This is a genomic window from Microvirga flocculans ATCC BAA-817 (genome assembly GCF_000518665.1).
In the GTDB taxonomy this organism is placed as follows: domain Bacteria; phylum Pseudomonadota; class Alphaproteobacteria; order Rhizobiales; family Beijerinckiaceae; genus Microvirga; species Microvirga flocculans.
In genome coordinates this window covers 38,180-54,772 of sequence record NZ_JAEA01000013.1, presented here as the reverse complement: position 1 = coordinate 54,772, position 16,593 = coordinate 38,180, and the positions used below count along the sequence as shown (strand labels likewise).

Below are 16,593 nucleotides of genomic sequence, written 5' to 3'. Positions count from 1 at the left end.
GACATAATAATTGAACGATTTTTTGTTGAAATGAACTGTTAAGCACATACGCGTGTCAACTCGCTCACCAATTGAACGAACATCAGTGGAACAAACCAATACATTCGCAACCTCGCTCTTCGGTAAGCATCCTGAAGAAGCTGATGAGCCGGGTTCAAGACATTCTTGATCGTTGGATGCTTTTTGACGAATGAGAAGAGATTGCGTTTCAAGCCGAGCATTTGGCTGGAGAGTCTATTCGTTACCACGATCCCTTCTTGCAATGGGACGGTTCGGTTTGAAATTCGCATCTTATAGTCATTATCTCCTCTTCCGAAGTCGATCGTGCTGATGCCGAATTTGGGAGCCTGCGCCATCATTTCCAGTAGCAGCAGGATGCCGGGAGAGTAGCGGTGAAAGTCAGGATCGTAAGTTGGGAACCAGTAGTGCCAGACATTGCCTGAGCGCATACCAAAATGCGCTGCGATAGGTCGTCCTCCGGCACGTAGCACTGATAGAATACCGGAGAACTCCACAGTGTGATGAGTAGCAATCTCTTTGAGCAACGCACGGGCCCAAGGCTTGGCAAAGAGATCGGGCTGTTTCATCCGGCGATACTGGGCTGACTTCCATGTCATGCAAAGTTCGAGCATGGATTGGTCAGTCATATCCAAATCGACGTCTACTGGCCCAAAATCACGTTCAAGCCGCCGTCTCTTTCGCCGATGGTCCGCATGCAATGCTGTAGATCCAGGAAGATCACCAGGCGTGAGATCGACAACAGGAGATCCGGTCTCGATCATCTGCCAGGAAGAAAACATGGTTTGCTCTGCCGGAACATGATCAAACCGCCAGCTCGTTAAGCCGCAAGCCCTCAACAGCGTCGCTGGGTCCAGCCTATAGTCGGGTGCAGCTATCAAGCCGTGATAATCAGATACGGCTCCTCCAACCGGCCGTCCCATGCCGAAGAAGTTGCGCTGATAAGGAAAGAAGACCGCTCCGTCATCAACGACGGCAACATAGACGTCGTCTCGGATGCTGGCGACAGCTTGCGTAAACTCCGGACGGAAGAAGGGACTGAACAGGCCAGGATTATGCTGTTGAATGCGAGCCCATGAGAGAACCTGCTCTTGGGAGAGGTTGGTTGCGGAAACAACGCTGATTTCCATCGACAATCTCGATCGCTAATTTCAACCCTTATTTGAGAATGTAGTTCCCGTATGTGTGACAGGAAACAGCGCAAAATAGGTAAGCTAAATCTCAATGTCTTCGCATACCCTGTGTTTTTATTTGCAAGCCGACTTTCTAAGCGAAGTCTAATACGAATAAGATTTGAGTGCGCGATCATCTAGAACAAAAGAGCTTTATGCGTTGCAATTTCTAGATCTGCAATCAGATATGCCAAAAAGGGGTCAATTCTTCATACGATTTTATGGGACAGAACAACAGAAATTTTCATAGAATCATTTAAAGCTAAGCAAGTCATGAATTTAAATGAATGATTTCATTTCTTGATGACAGCGGAGAACGGATGGTGATCGCTAGAAGCCCTCACTGTCAGATGCTTTTGAAACAATTTGGACATGCCGTGACCGAGATGGGTGCAGGCATCCTGCATAAAAGCCATTCCACCGGCCATCGTAGCCGGATAATGCCGGAGAACGACCCTGTGAGTCTTCTCGGCTGCCCATGTATCGTGCCAAGGTTCCGCCGTTCCCAGAAAATGATGCCCAAGAAGACCGTTCGCTTGTCCGCTTTTGAGAGCTTCATGGCTCAACAGCAATCCGGGTGAGTATTTGGCAAAAGTTTCATCATATCCGATCTTAAGCTCCCATGACTTCTTGCCCCATATCACATCGATGCGGACGGCTGCCGTTGCATCGCCGATTGTCATGAAGCCGAAGCGAAGGGCTCCTTCACCAGCCATTTGAGCGCAGTAGGTCCTAAAAAAGGAAGCTCGCTTATGATCATGACGAAGGCCAGTCGCAGCCTTTCCCTTCCAACCTGAGGACTCGACCCGCAAGAATTCGTCGAACATTCTGGGAAAGTCGTTGGGATCTGGATGGAGGATGCTAAACCGAACAAGCCCGTGCTTTTCAGCTGCCCTTCGCTTACGCCTTAAGGTAGTGCGGCGACTTTGGGACATGCGCTGCTCAACATCGCGCCCTGGATCATCGAATGGAACGAACGAGTCCTTGCAGCAGCTTGCTGTTACTAAGTTTAGCCCAAACCCTGGAGCGGAATCGAAGCATTCAACTTCCTCGCACTCAGCCGGAACACCACGAAGGATGAAAGGGTAGTGCAGATTACGCAAGGCTTTAAATAACAGTTTGCGATAATGACAGCTTCGGGCGATCAAGCCCTGAGGCTCCGAAAGATCGCGATCCAGGCATTCCAGGCGATGCGTAAGACCGTAATTCTGAAGAATGAGGGGGGCAGCCGCTTGAAGAGCGCCTGCCTCCCTGATGGTGACAAGATAAAGCCGTTCTCTGCTGTAAGTTCGAGCAGCCGAGATAATCCATTCAAATTGGGCCATAGGCCAAGGGATATCGCGTGCAAGCGCATGCCATTCCTTCTCAATGGCTTCAAGCCTGGACAGATCGTCGATCACCTCGACTGCAGTCATAGGGACATCTGGACATAAAACGTTATCATCGCGAGGATAGCGACTGTCCTTAGAAAATGAGAAAATCCTTATGGGTCATTGCAAGGTTTTTCGAAACCTTCGCTATCGCGTGCTGGGAGGCATCGCCTGTCCCATCGGGATCATAATAAAGATAGCCAGTTTTCTTATTATAGATGATGCGATCATCCGCATCATGAGCTTCTGACCCGTTCCAAAAGGCTTTTGACTTAAGCGTCCCCTTGGGCCCTGCTTTGGTGAATATGGAACGGGCCAAATAGACGCTGTCATCTTTCACGGAAAAATCGGTAATTCTATCAATGTTTGCCTTGATGGGGGAGACTTCAAAAGCAAACCTATCTTGGCCACTCCCTCCAGTGAGAGTATCCTTGCCGAATTGACCTACTAGATAATCGTTGCCCGAACCTCCGACTAACCTGTCGTCCCCACGCCCCCCCAGCAATCGGTCGTTGTTATTCCCGCCGCTCAGATAATCGTTGCCTCCATAACCTTTTAGTTGATCGCGTCCTGCGCCGCCAAGAAGAATATCACTTCCTGCATTGCCGAGAAGTGCATCATTTCCATTGCCTCCATTGAGGGTCACTGCGCCATACTTAAAGCGTGTGGAAGTCATGTCGATTAGATCGTTCCCGTCACCGCCGTTGATTTGCTTGACGTTGATGAGACGTTTATCTTCCAGGCCTCTAATATCAAGGAAGACAACATCGGCATCTGATGTTCCAAAAATAGTATAAACATCAAGGCCATCACCCCAGACAGCAAAATTCATAATACCGGTTACTTGTCCCCCTGCTTTTTCCGTTGGCCGATCCCCCGGACTGCCGAGATCGCCCCAAGGGCTCGAACCGAGTGTGCCAATCCATTGAAGATACTGCATGGTGCCACCTCAATATGGGCCGAATGTCTATCCGGCTGAAGTATAAACGCTGATGCACGATCTTGAGCAAAGGCGAAGGCCCAGCCTAAGAGATGCAACATAAGAATTTATATTGACGAAATCCGGTGAGAAAAAAATATCTCTTAATAGGGTACTATCCCTACCTCAATATAGTGCTTGGCCTGTACCACTATCGGTAAATTCACAAAGCATGGAGCATTTATTGGATATACCCCTTGTCAGAAAGGCGCATCTGAGCAACGCGTTAAGCTCGTAAGAACTGTTGTTCTTCGATGCTGTATTCCGAGCCTGCATCAGGCCGCGTTCTTTCATGAAACTGGATCTAGAAAAACAAGATCGCGCCTAACAGCCGAAAATTTCTCAGTCTTCCTGACGATGCTCTTTTAGGGAGGTGGGATCAAAAGCATGCGACGGCGCTTTGAAAATAAAATAGCGAGTGCGCTGAGGAATGCACTCGCACATATGAATGTGCTCGAAACGGCGAAATCCTATCGCGCTTCTAGCCAGCGCTTAGCGAGCGATGGATTGCGGGTATCCTAGCGCTTTAGAACGCATAGCTAGGAGCTATATGAGGATAGGATTGGTGAAAAACGGATATCGAGCGTTGCCATATTGAGGTCACATTCGAGCGTATACATCAATGCACATTGAAGTAATAAGAAGATTTACTCAATAGTCATTAGGGGCAAGACATGAAGATAGACTCTCGGGCCGTTAGCGCCCCCTTTGAATTTCCACTGTCTTCTTTAGAAAATTATCATCTTATTTTGCTGGTTGAATCTCGTTTCGGGATTGCGATTCTGGAGAAATAATTCTCTCTCAGGATATTTTTTCTTAGTCTCTTATATGAACTAGCTATTCAGTGTGTCGCTTTGAGAGGCTAGCGGAATTATTGCATAATCGTGATCGTTGATAATTATTAGATTCAATTCATGTCGTTTTTATTTTGTATGAGAAAAATATTTCATGCAGTGATTATGAAATTTATTTTACAGATTTTGTAGCGTAAATCGTTGAAAAACCTTTCAAAACAATTCCAGAACAAGGGGCAGTTAATGAAAGCATTGATAAACATTTTCGTCCTCCGTTGAGAGCGATCAACGCACTGCGAAAAGCCAGTTTTCCTAATTTCGGAAGGCAAACGCAGTCGTATCTCACCATCCAATTTTCGAAACCTTTGAGCGATTGAAAAACGAGAAAGCACATGGCGATTTTTTATGTCTCGACCACCGGTAGCGATTCCAATGCCGGTACGTCTACCAGTCCGGTGAAAACCATCACGAAGGCGGCGCAGCTCGCCCAGCCTGGTGACACGGTATTGGTGCATGGTGGTGTTTACAACGGCACCGTCAATATCAGTAAGAATGGCACGGCATCTGCTCCGATCACCTTCAAGCCTGTTTCGGGTGAGCATGTGATCATCGATGGCAGCCAGACCGCATCCGGCTCCAACCTTGTCACGATCACCGGCGATTACGTGACGTTCCAGGGTTTTGAAGTGCGCAACGCGAAGCGCGCCGGCATCACCCTCTGGGATACGCATGACACCAAAGTCCTGGACAACAATGTTCACGACAGCTTCCGGGCTGCCATTTGGGCTGGCGGATCTGCGGTCGGAAATTCCTATAACAACCTGATCGAAGGCAACGAGGTTTGGCACAACGTTCTTGAGAACAGCAGCCGTACCTGGTCCGGCGGTTGGGCCCAGGGCATCAGCTTGGACAAGTCGGACGGCAGCATCATCCGCAACAACAATGTCTACGACAATTACGGTGAAGGCATTGGCGCCATGTTCACCAAAGGCGCAAAGATCAGCGGCAACACCGTTTATGACAGCTACAGCGTCGGTATCTACCTCGACAACGCTCAAGACGCCGTCGTGCAGTACAATATGGTGTCTCACACTTACGACACCAACTTTTACCGTAACGGGAAGCCTGCCACAGGCATTGAGATTGCCAACGAATTCGGTGATCGGCAGTTGCCGTCTTCCGGACTTGTCATCACCAACAACGTCCTGGGCGGCGTTGGAACCGTTCACTACAGCACCTATGGTGCCAATACCGGCCTGATTAATTCCACGATCGCGCCTAACACGGTGTCCAGTAATCCTGTCACCAGGCCGACAACGTCAACGCCCACGCCCACTCCGACGCCGGACGCGCAGGACCATCCCGTGACCGCCATGGACGACGGCTACGCCGCGACGGAGGACACGGTGCTGACGGTGAGCGCCTCCAAGGGCGTGCTCGCCAACGACGTCGCCGCCGATGGCGGCAAGGCCGCTGTCGCCGGCACCTTCGCCACCGCCCAGGGCGGCAGCGTGAAGCTTAGTGCCGACGGCTCCTTCGTCTACACCCCCAAGAGCAACTTCTTCGGCTCGGACAGCTTCACCTACACCGTCAAGGACGCCGACGGCGATTCCGATACCGGTGTCGTGACTTTCCAGGTTGCGGACGTGGCTGAAACGGGCACCACGACGCCGCCCTCGACCTCAGGACGTCCTGCGACCACCAAGACGGTGACCGGCACGAGCGCGGCCAACAGCCTGACTGGCAGTTCCGGCAACGACCTGATCGACGCCAAGAGCGGCAACGACAAGATCTGGGGCAAGGGCGGCAGCGACGTGCTGATCGGCGGTGCGGGCAAGGATGCCTTCACCTTCGACACCAAGTTGGGCTTCTCGAATGTGGATTTCATCGTCGACTTCAACCCGGCCGACGACACGATCCGTCTCAACGACTCGGTCTTCACCAAGCTCAAGTGGGGCAGCCTCGCGGCGAGCGCCTTCGTCACCGGCACCAAGGCTTTGGATGCCAACGACCGCATCATCTACGACAGCAAGTCGGGCGCCCTGTATTACGATGCCGACGGCACGGGCTCGACGGCGGCGGTGAAGTTCGCCGTGATCGAGAACCATGCCAAGCTCACGGCAGCCGACTTCCTCGTCATCTGATCGCGAGCGCACGTAAGAGCAGACAAGCGGCCCCGGCAACCCGGGGCCGCTTTTTTTTAAACAATACCCAGCCAACAGGAAGCAATGTCTCGACAGTGACGGACGAGGCCTCTCAGCTCTTTCGAGCGATCGCCTCTAAAGCCAAAGACATTTATGCTATCCTTTATGAGGACGAGGGTCTGCGCAGCTCTGTAGCAGGATGAGCGAAGGGAAAGGCATTGGCGAACTTGCCATGTTGATTCGCTTCAACATTGAAGGGGCACGTTATGAGCATTCGATCGGTTTCCCGGTGGCTTGCCTGGCTTCTTGTCTTTTCCATCGCCATCTTCACTCTCGCGCCTATCGAATTCAGGCCGGTTACAGCGGCACCTGCGGATTGGGAGCGGTTTGCCGCCTTTCTGGTCATAGGCGGGCTCTTTTGCATAGGTTACCCCCAGCATCGCCTGCAGAGTGCCGTGCTCCTGCTGGGAGTGGCTATGGTGTTGGAAGGTCTCCAGTATCTAACCCCAGGACGGCATGGCCGTGTCCCCGATGGCCTCATCAAGGCTGTCGGGGCGCTCCTCGGTATCGCTCTCGGCGCAGGAATCGAACTTGCAACAAAGCGGCTGATGGATCCGCACGGGTTCTTAGCAAAGTTACGTGCAGGACAGGAAGAACCTTGATATCGAAAAGTTCTCGTCAAGTGACTCAAACCTGGAAGGTGCGGGATGGCAATCAGCATCCGTCGCGCAGAAAGAGCCGATGTGCAGGCCATCGCTCGACTGCATTACCGCATATGGCGCGAAACCTATCGTAGTCTCGCTCCGGAGGAAGCCTACAATGTGCTGACGGAAGCGGTACGTCTGTCACGCTGGCAGGACATTCTCGTCCCTGAGAAGCACAACCTGACGATATTGCTTGCCGAAGCGAATGGACAATTGGCAGGTTTCGGTGTTGCCGGGGCGCCGTCCCACGATATTTTTAAGGATCGATCCGAGGTGAAGTTCCTCTATGTCGACGGCGCGTTCAAGCGAATGGGGATCGGACGAAAATTACTGACGACGCTAGCACGTTCCATCATGAACTCTGGTTCAACCGGACTGGGTATAGGCGTTGTCCTCGGAAACGATCCGGCATTGCATTCTATGAATTCGTGAACGGGCGCAGAATAGGGTGCTATACCGATCCAGGTCCCGTATGGCGCTCAGAGAATTTCGCTTATGTCTGGGACGACTTGTCGGGGCTAACGGCTCCGGCGCGAACCGAAGGGCACAATTCCCGCTGAAAAACATAGGCGGAGAGCCGTTGTCATCCGGTTCTCCGCCTGATTTCGAGTGAAGATGCCCATATCTCTCCGATCCGGGCATATTTTTTCTTTAAGAAATCAGTCAAGGCTTTCTGTTCCAATCCGGCTCAGCGAAACCCGCCTCCTATGAGCATTCATCGTCTCCCCAGTTCTCTGACGTCTCTCAGAGTGCTTCTCGCCATCGCCGAGCATGGCACGGCCTCAGGGGCGGCAGAAGCTGTCAACCTGACTCAGAGCGCGGTCAGCAAGCACCTGCGGGCACTGGAGGAGACGCTCGGCGCAGCGCTATTCACACGCGGAAACCGCGGCCTGACCCAGACCGAGGCCGGAAGGATTTACATCAGGCACGCCCGTCTCGCTCTTGCGGAGCTCGAAAGCGCAGGCGCGCAGATTTCTGCGTTGAAGGAATCGCCTTGGTCGGTTCGCCTCCATGTGCTTCCGATCGTTGGAGACCGATGGCTCGTGCCGCGCTTTTCCAGGTTTACGGAACTTCACCCTGGCATCGACGTCCAGTTCACGAGTTTCGTGACCGCCGACACCACCGAGGCAACCGACGGCATTTTCCGCTTCGGGGAGGGGTATTGGCCAGGATACAGGGCTGACTATCTCTTCGGACGGAATGTCGCCCTCGTGGGCGCGCCCTCGCTTCTCTCGCGGCTGGGAGGCATTCAGACGGCGCAGGATGTGAGACGATATACAGTGCTGGATCATTTCCAGACCCCGTTGCGATGGAGCGAGTTTGCCGCCGCGCATGGCCTCGACGACCTGACCCCGTTCCGCACGGTGCGGTTCGGTTTCTACTCTCTGGTCATCAGGGCCGCGATCTCCGGGCAGGGACTTGCTCTCGTTCCTCGGCGGCTTGTTCAGGAAGAACTCGAGACCGGGCGTCTTTTGAACCCGGCAGGTCTTGGTTTCAAAAGCCGCCATGCCTACTGGTTCACGACCCCCGAGGATTGGCCGATGCGTGCGGGGCTGCAGGTCTTCCACAGATGGCTCCTGGCGGAGATCCGTTCAGCCTGACGTCGTATTTTGCGGCAAGTGTCTGGAGGCAAAATCTGAATCGTTGCGGTACAGTCAAAAGCCGCCGTTGCCGTAAAGTAACACAAGCTAAATCGCGCGCTGATCTTAGCCTTTCTGCCTGGACGCAGGTGAATCTTTTCTTAGTGTGGCTCCCGACGACGAAGGGCCGATGCGATGGCCCGATGCTGATGGGGGCAACCAGGATGACTTCCGCGAAACGATATCGCGCGCCAGCGCAACAAACCGGTCCGGTTCGCAGACAGATCGTCCGGCTCTCTCTCCTGGCCGGCACCGCTTTGGCCTCTCTTTGCTGGAGCGCGGCGAGCGTCGCGGCGAACGAGGTTCCGACATTCGTGAGCAGCCGCTTCGGCTTTTCCGGTCATCAATTTCCGTGGCAGCCGACATCGAAGGTTCTCGCCAGCGATGTCTCGACGAGGGCAGGATCCCTCACACCAGCCTCAAGCACATCCTTCGCCGAGACGGATGAATACCGTCGCTCCTGGTTTCTGGACGGCATCCATGCCTCCGACGCATTTGCCATGGGCTATACGGGCAAGGGAATCACCGTGGCCGTTGTCGATTCCGGCATCGATTTCGAGCACCCGGAATTCGCAGGCCGCATCTCCCCGCTTTCATACTCCTATGCCGTCGGAACGGATCCTCATGACCTGAGCGACACGGGCCCCGATGGGAAGGTCATCAGCCACGGCACTCATGTTTCGGGCATTATCGGGGCCGCCCATGACGGCAAGGGCATCATGGGCGTCGCGCCGGACTCGACGCTCATGGTCCTGAGAACCAACTACGTTCTGAATGCGTGGGGCAAGTATCCGCCCAATCTCGGGCTGATCCATGCCGCCCGAAACGGGGCTCAGGTCGTCAACGGCAGTTATGGCCCCAATGCTTTTCCTCCAAAGCAGATCACGAACGATCGGGGCCAGCGGGTCGATAATCCCAACTGGGTGGTTTGGCCCAACCAGATCGTCGATCTGCGCGGTCTCGAAGCCGAATACAACGCGGTTAAGACGGCCGCGAAGCATGACGTGGTCATGGTATTCGCAGCAGGAAACGAATACGAGGAGCAGCCTATCGGTGCATCGCATCCTTCCGGCATCTCGATGTTTCCCTACATCCGGCCGGAAAATCACAGGAAGGGCATATACAGCTTCCTCTTGGATGCCTCGGATTACACGAACCCGAAAACCTACAAGCTCGCCGACATGAACGATCCCGATCTCGATGAGGTCGACATGTCGGACCTGTACGGCACGCTCATTGCGGTTGTCGCAACGAACAATAGAGGGAAGATCGCCAGCTACAGCAACCGGTGTGGCGTCACCGCCCTCTGGTGCATCGCGGCGCCCGGCGGGGACCGTCCGAGCACGGGTCAGTCTCCGGAGGAGGCGCTGATATTGTCGACCGTGCCTTACAGCGACTATGGCCTCAAGGCCGGTACATCCATGGCCGCCCCTGTCGTCTCGGGAGGCGCTGCTATCCTTCGGCAGGCCTTCCCCTATATGACGGCTCGCCAGATCATCGAAGTGATCCTGACCACGGCCACTCCCATGGGCTCGCCGGAGATCTATGGCCGCGGCATGTTCAATCTCGGGCGAGCCGTAAGGGGACCTTACGAGCTCGGCGCGGAAGGCTTCGCTCAGGTGTTCGATGTGAACACCAAGGGCCATGACTCCACTTGGTCCAACGACATCCGCGGTACGGGCCGCCTGATCAAGCGGGGGGCGGGCAATCTCCTCCTGACGGGCGAGAATACCTATGCGGGCGGAACCGATGTGCTGGGCGGCATCCTCACCCTCAACGGGTCCGTGAGGTCGCGTCTGGCGGTTCACGCCAACGCTGCCCTTCGAGGGTTCGGTCGGATCGACGCTCCCTTATCGGTGGCCGGCGTCATCGAACCTGGCGGCGTCTCGGAGAACTCGATCGGCACCCTTACGGTGAAGGGCGATGTCGATCTGCGAAAGGGATCGACCTATCGCGTCGATGCGAATGGGAAAGGGCAGCATGACAAGCTGGATGTCTCGGGCCGGACCCTCCTCGCGGGTGGAGCCTTGGAACTATCCCTCATGGATCGCTCCGCCCCCGTCAACAAACGCATGACCATTCTCTCGTCCGACGGAGGCGCTCTGGGACGGTTCGGCGCCTTCCGCACGAATAGCGTATCCGCCTATCTCGTTCCGGAGATCGCGTATTGGGGCGATGAGCTGTCGGTGCTGTTCCGCTATAACGGCAGATCCGTGGCGGATGCAGCCCAGACCGCCAACCAGGCTTCCGTCGCATTTGCCGCCGAACGGTCCGGGATCGGACATTCGGTCTACGATGCGCTGCTCCAGAACAGCCTCGCGTCCACGCCCGGAGCCTTGGACATGCTGTCGGGCGATGCTCATGCTTCCGTCGTGACGAGTGCTTACGGGGATGCCGAACTTGTCAGCAGCGCGCTGCTGGCCCGTTTGCGCCAGCCCCTGTCGGCAACTCCGGCGAACACCGTTCAAGTGGCGCATGCTGTCGACGGGCCTGCCCGGCAACTCGATGTCATCCAATATCCGACTCTCGATTCCCGGGTCTTCTCCCTTTGGGGAGAAGGGTTCGGCTCATGGAGCAGGATCCGTTCTGACAGCAACGCCGGATCGTTGAGCGCCTCAAGAGGAGGCTTCATTCTGGGCGCGGATGCGACCCTCGAGCAGGGCTACAGGATCGGTGTCGCAGGCGGCTTCACGAGCACTGATATCGACGTGGATTCCCGGCTGTCTTCCGGCTCCAACGCAAGCGTCTTCGGCGCGCTTTATGGCTCCGCCCGCTGGGGGGCAGTCAATGTCCGCCTCGGCACATCCTATGCCGGGCACGATATCGACATGTCCCGCCGGATCACCTTTGTCGGCTTTCAGGATCAGGCGACGTCATCCTATGACGGCTCGACCCTGCAGGCGTTCGGAGAGATCGGTTATCGCCTCGGTGTGGGGAACATCCATCTCGAGCCCTTCGTCGGCGCCGCCGTCATGCGTGTTCACACGGACGCATTTGCCGAGAACGGCGGAATTGCGGCCCTGAACGGTCTTGCTCGGGATTATGGCTTGGCCACAACGACGCTCGGTCTTCGCGCAGAGTCGCAGGTCGTCGAGAACGTACCGCTGTTCCTGCGTGGATTGCTCGGCTGGCGTCATGCTTATGGCGATTTTGCGCCAGCGGCGCTGATGACCTTTGCCGCTGGCACGGCGGCGTTCTCGGTAGCCGGCGTGCCGGTGGACCGGGATGCGCTGGTGGCGGAAGCTGGACTCGATTGGCATGTGAACCCGGCGATCAGCCTAGGCGTGGCCTATGAGGGCCAGATCGGCAAGCGCGCACAGGACCACGCACTCAAGGCAAACTTCGTCTGGCGGTTTTGAGATCTTTGCTCGCCAAGGAGGGCAGGGCGTATTCTCGTCCTGACCTCGAACAGGCAGGGAAAGCGGCCTCGCCATTTTCATTCTGCAACTTGTCAGGACATCGACGCGACCAGATCCAGCATCACCTCCGTTGCCCCACCGCCGATCGACAGGACGCGGGCGTCGCGGGCCATGCGCTCGATCGGGCTCTCCCGCATGAAGCCCATGCCTCCGTGAAACTGCACGCAGGCATACATGACTTCGTTGACGAGCTCCCCGCAGAAGGCCTTCACCATGGAAACCTCGCGCGTGCAATCCTCGCCGGCCGCCATGCGCCATGCGGTGGCATAGACGAACTGGCGTGCAGCCTCCACCTTCGTCGACAACATAGCGAGGCGTTGCCGGATCGCTTGCATGTCCCATAGGACACCCCCGAAAGCGCGACGGGTCTTCACCCAGTCTAGCGTCATCTCGATGGCCGCCTGGGCCGCTCCTATCGCCATGGCGCCCAGGACGAGGCGCTCGTTGTCGAAGTTGCGCATGATCGAGTAGAAGCCTTGACCTTCCATGCCGAGGATGTTCTCGGCTGGGATACGGCAGCCGTCGAAGACAAGTTCCGCCGTATCGGAAGAACGCCAGCCGTGCTTGTCGAGCGCACGGGCAACGCTGAAGCCAGGCGTGCCCTTCTCGACGAGAAACATCGAGATCCCACGGCTTCCGGCCGACGGATCGGTCTTGGCGGCCACGCAGAAGAGGTCTGCATGGACGCCGTTCGTGATGAAAACCTTCGCGCCGTCGATAATGTAGGCATCCCCGTTCCGGCGTGCCCGGGTACGGATGCTCTTCACGTCGGAGCCAGCATCGGGCTCTGTAACGGCAACCGCGGTGATGACCTCGCCTGCGACGATGCCCGGCATCCAGCGCGCCCGCTGTGCCCGGGTTCCATCGTGGAAGATATGAACCGAGGCCATGTCGGTATGCACCAACGTCGCGATGGCGACGCCGCCATAGCTTGAACGTCCGAGCTCTTCCGCGAAGACTGCGGACGCGACAGCGTCCATTGCAGATCCGCCATATTCGGCCGGATAGCGGATTCCCAGAAAGCCGAGTTCGCCCATGCGACGCAGGACAGGGCGGGGAATGAATCCGTCCTCCTCCCAGCGATCCGCCTGCGGTTTGATCTCCTCATCGACGAAGCGGCGCACCTGGTGCCTCAGAAGCTCATAATCTCCTCTTTCCCAGGGTAATCCTTGTCCTCGTGCCTGCACTGCCGCTCCATCCATGATCCCCACCTGCTCTATCGCCCGACACAAACGCCCATCGCCGTCAATTACTTGCGAACCCGCGTCATTCCTTTGCGAATGTTTCTCTTGTAAGATATGGTTCGACGCGGCCCCCGGGTCCGCAGCCTACGCTAGAGCTCGATTTCCTCCCGTGGTCCCTGAGACTGGGACGCAGTGTTCGCTTCCGCCATCCAGAGCATGCCATCGATCACTTCCGCCAGTCCGGCCACTGTCGGACGCTCGAAGAGGTTGCGCAGCTGCACATCTACGCCGAAGATATCGCGCAGACGCGATACGGCCCGCATCACCAGCAGAGAGTGTCCGCCCAGCTCGAAGAAGTTGTCGTTGCGTCCGATGGAATCCACTTTCAGGAGATCGCACCACAGGGCGGCGAGTGTTTTCTCAGTTTCCGTGGACGGTGCAATGAAGTTGTGCGCGGATTGGATATTGTCCGTCGTCGGCTCGGGAAGGGCGGCGCGATCAATCTTCCCATTCGTGGTAAGCGGCATCCGCTCGAGGCGGATGAAGTGTGTCGGAATCATCGCCTCAGGCAGTTCTTCCGCGAGATGGGCGCGCAGCTCCGCCACATCCACGTTCTTTGAAGAGACGTAATAGGCCGCAAGACGTGCGATGCCATTCTCGGCTGCGGCCGGTTCGATGTAGCCGATCTGGGCCATGACATCCTGGATGCGGTGCACATCGAGTTCATCGTTCAGCTCGTCGATGGCTTCGTCACGTGTTTTCTGCCCTAGCCGCACGTCCCAGCTGTAGGGCAGGGCATAGTTGTGATAGCCTCTCTGCTTCTTGTGGATGTAGATCCCGACATCGTTGATGAGGCAGTTTGTGGATCGCCCGGTGTCAGACGGTCGGTTCCATCCCACCTGTGTCTTGAGGAATTGGAGCATATCCTCAAGAGGAACGCTCCAGTAGCGATAGAAATCGATGAATTTTACTTCCTCGAACAGCGAGTCGCTGCGGAAAACATCGACATCGAGGTAACGGGAAACAGCGTCTTCGCGACGGTGATACTCTTTGCGAGCTTCGATGACGAGCGCATCCAGACGGGCCGGGTCATAATCGTCCCGCTTGAAGACTTCTTCGGTCAGACGCGTTTCGAAGAACTGTCCCCGCGACAAGCCTGTCACGATGTACTGGATCCCCCTCTCGCGGGCAAGGTTCGTGGCCAGAGTATAGATCGTCTTGAAACAACCGTTGCAGACATTCGCAAAGCGCTTGAGGCTGTCGACGAAGATCTCGTTCATGTGGGGGGTGCTTCCCCAGTGAAGATCCACGCCGAGCGTATTCACGAGCCGCCTGATATTCGTCTTGGCCTCTTCCGAGATGAACCCGTTGTCCAGGGTAAAGACGAGCGGCTTGACCCCCATCGCTGCGAGCTTGCACAGCATGAAGCTGCTGTCCTTGCCGCCGCTCAGAAGGACGATGCAATCATAGGGCCCTTTCCGGTTCGCCTGCATCTCGGCGATGAGAGCCTCCAGATCTTCAGGAGTCTTGAAGTAGGTCTGGGCCTTATCGACATAGGTGTCGAACGCACGGCACAGGTTGCAGATACCGGCCTCGTCAAATGTCGTGCCGGGCATGTTCGACTCGAGGCCGCAGCGTTCGCAATATCGTACTTCCGTCCGATGAGGTTTCGCCAGAACGGTGACGGCAGCGACCGCGCATTCGTGGATGTCCGGATGTTTCAGGAGGCGGGCTTCGATCTCGCCCAGTTCCACCCGGGTTCCTCCAACCTTGACCTGGTGGTCGGCCCGTCCCAGGAAATCCATGCGCCCTTCGGAGTTCCAGCGGGCCAGATCGCCTGTCTTGTAGACACGCAGTTTCGAAGCCGGATCCCGAGGATCGGCAATCGTCAAGAACCGCTCGTCGGTCAGATCGGGGCGGTTGAAATAGCCTCTTGCGAGGCCATCTCCGGCGATGAACATCTCGCCGATGATGCCAGGAGGGACCGGCCGATACCGCTCGTCGAGGACATAGATCCCGGAATTTGCCGCCGGAATGCCGATGGGAACGGACGGGGATTGATCCCGGTGGATGTCGAACCGATGAATCATGCAGCCCACCGTCGCTTCGGTAGGGCCATACTCGTTGTAGATCTCAATCGGGTGGGCAATCGCTTTGGTGATGTCTCGCGCGATTTCTGTCTTGAATTCTTCTCCCCCGACGATGAACTTGCGCAATCGTGTGTGCCGAAGGTCGCGGTCACGGATTATCGCGAGGTGCGACGGCGTCAGCTTCATGATGTCGACGGCATTGTCGTCGATGACCTTGAGCACGACCATGCTCTCCAGACCGGGATCGCCACGATACACCACGATGCGACCGCCCGTGATGAGCGGCGTAAAGAGCGTCGTGACGGTCAGGTCGAAGGCCAGTGAGGAAAACAGGGGCCATGAGAGGCTTTCGCCGGATGCATACACCCTCGCGGACCACCAGATATAGTTCACCAGGCTTCTATGTTCGATCATGACGCCTTTGGGGGTGCCCGTCGAACCGGAAGTGTAGATGATATAGGCGAGCCCATCTGGAACGGCGGCAGATGGAACATCGGTTTCGGGTTGAGACGAGATCGCCTCGAAGCCGGCATCAAGCACGACCACATTGGCGTGCTCGCGCGAGACGGCGGACCGGAGGCGTTCATGTGCGATCACGACCGGAAGCGCACCGCCAGCCCCACTGGCAATGTCCGTCAGGATCGTTGTGAGACGCCCCTTCGGCGTTGCCGCATCCACCGGGACATAAGCCGCGCCAGATTTCATGATGCCCAGGATCGCAACGACAACCTCGATGGAATGCTCCATGAAGACGACGACAATCTGTCCCGGCCCGACGCCCAGAGAGCGCAAGTGAGCGGCCATGCGGTTCGAGAGCGCATTCAAGTGTTTGTAGCTGAGACTTGAAGTCTCGAAGCGGATTGCTTCGCTATCGGGAACACGCTCCGCTTGTTCGTGGAAAAGGTCGATGATCGTCTTGTCCGATGGATAGGGAGCCTCTGTGGCATTGTAATCGACAACCAGGGACTGACGCTCTTGTTCGCTCAGAGTTGGGAGCGCGACACTTTCTGTTAAAGAAGGCTGGAAAACGTTCATGAGATAGGCTCTCCATCGAAAACATGAGGATCATTTCATTAAGT

Annotated in this window: 10 protein-coding genes; 5 read left to right on the top strand and 5 right to left on the bottom strand. The window is 56.2% G+C overall.

Annotated features, from left to right (window positions below; genetic code table 11):
- Positions 1-38: 38 nt before the first annotated feature.
- From L879_RS21850 to L879_RS23300, 3 genes are all read right to left on the bottom strand, one after another.
- Entirely contained in the window at positions 39-1,148 is a 1,110-nt protein-coding gene (locus L879_RS21850) for a GNAT family N-acetyltransferase (protein ID WP_051435345.1), read from the bottom strand.
- 335 nt (positions 1,149-1,483) lie between these two features.
- Entirely contained in the window at positions 1,484-2,605 is a 1,122-nt protein-coding gene (locus L879_RS23305) for a GNAT family N-acetyltransferase (protein WP_084021060.1), read from the bottom strand.
- A gap of 49 nt (positions 2,606-2,654) precedes the next feature.
- The gene (locus L879_RS23300; RefSeq protein ID WP_084021058.1) at positions 2,655-3,500 is read right to left on the bottom strand and encodes a calcium-binding protein; all 846 of its coding nucleotides are present in this window, start codon (positions 3,498-3,500) and stop codon (positions 2,655-2,657) included.
- 1,225 nt (positions 3,501-4,725) lie between these two features.
- Here L879_RS23300 and L879_RS22895 point away from each other — a divergent pair.
- The 5 genes from L879_RS22895 to L879_RS0115280 all read left to right on the top strand — a co-directional run bounded on the left by L879_RS22895 (position 4,726) and on the right by L879_RS0115280 (position 12,180).
- Positions 4,726-6,477 carry a right-handed parallel beta-helix repeat-containing protein gene (locus tag L879_RS22895; protein WP_027316879.1) on the top strand — a complete coding sequence of 584 codons (1,752 nt, stop codon included), beginning with the start codon at positions 4,726-4,728 and terminating at the stop codon, positions 6,475-6,477.
- Between the two features lie 266 nt (positions 6,478-6,743).
- Complete coding sequence (locus tag L879_RS21835; RefSeq protein WP_084021056.1) at positions 6,744-7,139, top strand: VanZ family protein; 396 nt, start codon at positions 6,744-6,746, stop codon at positions 7,137-7,139.
- Between the two features lie 45 nt (positions 7,140-7,184).
- Positions 7,185-7,613: a GNAT family N-acetyltransferase gene (locus L879_RS21830; protein WP_245265246.1), complete on the top strand. Its 429-nt coding sequence runs from the start codon at positions 7,185-7,187 to the stop codon at positions 7,611-7,613.
- A 275-nt stretch (positions 7,614-7,888) separates the two neighbouring features.
- A complete protein-coding gene (locus L879_RS0115285) occupies positions 7,889-8,782 on the top strand; it encodes a LysR substrate-binding domain-containing protein (RefSeq protein ID WP_027316878.1) in 894 nt (297 codons plus the stop codon).
- Positions 8,783-9,135: 353 nt separating this feature from the next.
- Positions 9,136-12,180, top strand: coding sequence for an autotransporter domain-containing protein (locus L879_RS0115280; RefSeq protein ID WP_035459797.1), 3,045 nt, complete (start codon positions 9,136-9,138; stop codon positions 12,178-12,180).
- Positions 12,181-12,272: 92 nt separating this feature from the next.
- On the opposite strand, the gene L879_RS0115275 is transcribed toward L879_RS0115280, so the two are convergent.
- Positions 12,273-13,442: an acyl-CoA dehydrogenase family protein gene (locus tag L879_RS0115275; RefSeq protein WP_051435344.1), complete on the bottom strand. Its 1,170-nt coding sequence runs from the start codon at positions 13,440-13,442 to the stop codon at positions 12,273-12,275.
- Positions 13,443-13,573: 131 nt separating this feature from the next.
- Complete coding sequence (locus tag L879_RS24360; RefSeq protein WP_084021052.1) at positions 13,574-16,549, bottom strand: amino acid adenylation domain-containing protein; 2,976 nt, start codon at positions 16,547-16,549, stop codon at positions 13,574-13,576.
- Positions 16,550-16,593: the final 44 nt, after the last annotated feature.

Coding starts and splice junctions, on each gene's coding strand:
- L879_RS21850 (WP_051435345.1), bottom strand. CDS start 1,148: ATGGAAATCAGCGTTGTTTCCGCAACCAACCTCTCCCAAGAGCAGGTT.
- L879_RS23305 (WP_084021060.1), bottom strand. CDS start 2,605: ATGACTGCAGTCGAGGTGATCGACGATCTGTCCAGGCTTGAAGCCATT.
- L879_RS23300 (WP_084021058.1), bottom strand. CDS start 3,500: ATGCAGTATCTTCAATGGATTGGCACACTCGGTTCGAGCCCTTGGGGC.
- L879_RS22895 (WP_027316879.1), top strand. CDS start 4,726: ATGGCGATTTTTTATGTCTCGACCACCGGTAGCGATTCCAATGCCGGT.
- L879_RS21835 (WP_084021056.1), top strand. CDS start 6,744: ATGAGCATTCGATCGGTTTCCCGGTGGCTTGCCTGGCTTCTTGTCTTT.
- L879_RS21830 (WP_245265246.1), top strand. CDS start 7,185: ATGGCAATCAGCATCCGTCGCGCAGAAAGAGCCGATGTGCAGGCCATC.
- L879_RS0115285 (WP_027316878.1), top strand. CDS start 7,889: ATGAGCATTCATCGTCTCCCCAGTTCTCTGACGTCTCTCAGAGTGCTT.
- L879_RS0115275 (WP_051435344.1), bottom strand. CDS start 13,442: ATGGATGGAGCGGCAGTGCAGGCACGAGGACAAGGATTACCCTGGGAA.
- L879_RS24360 (WP_084021052.1), bottom strand. CDS start 16,549: ATGAACGTTTTCCAGCCTTCTTTAACAGAAAGTGTCGCGCTCCCAACT.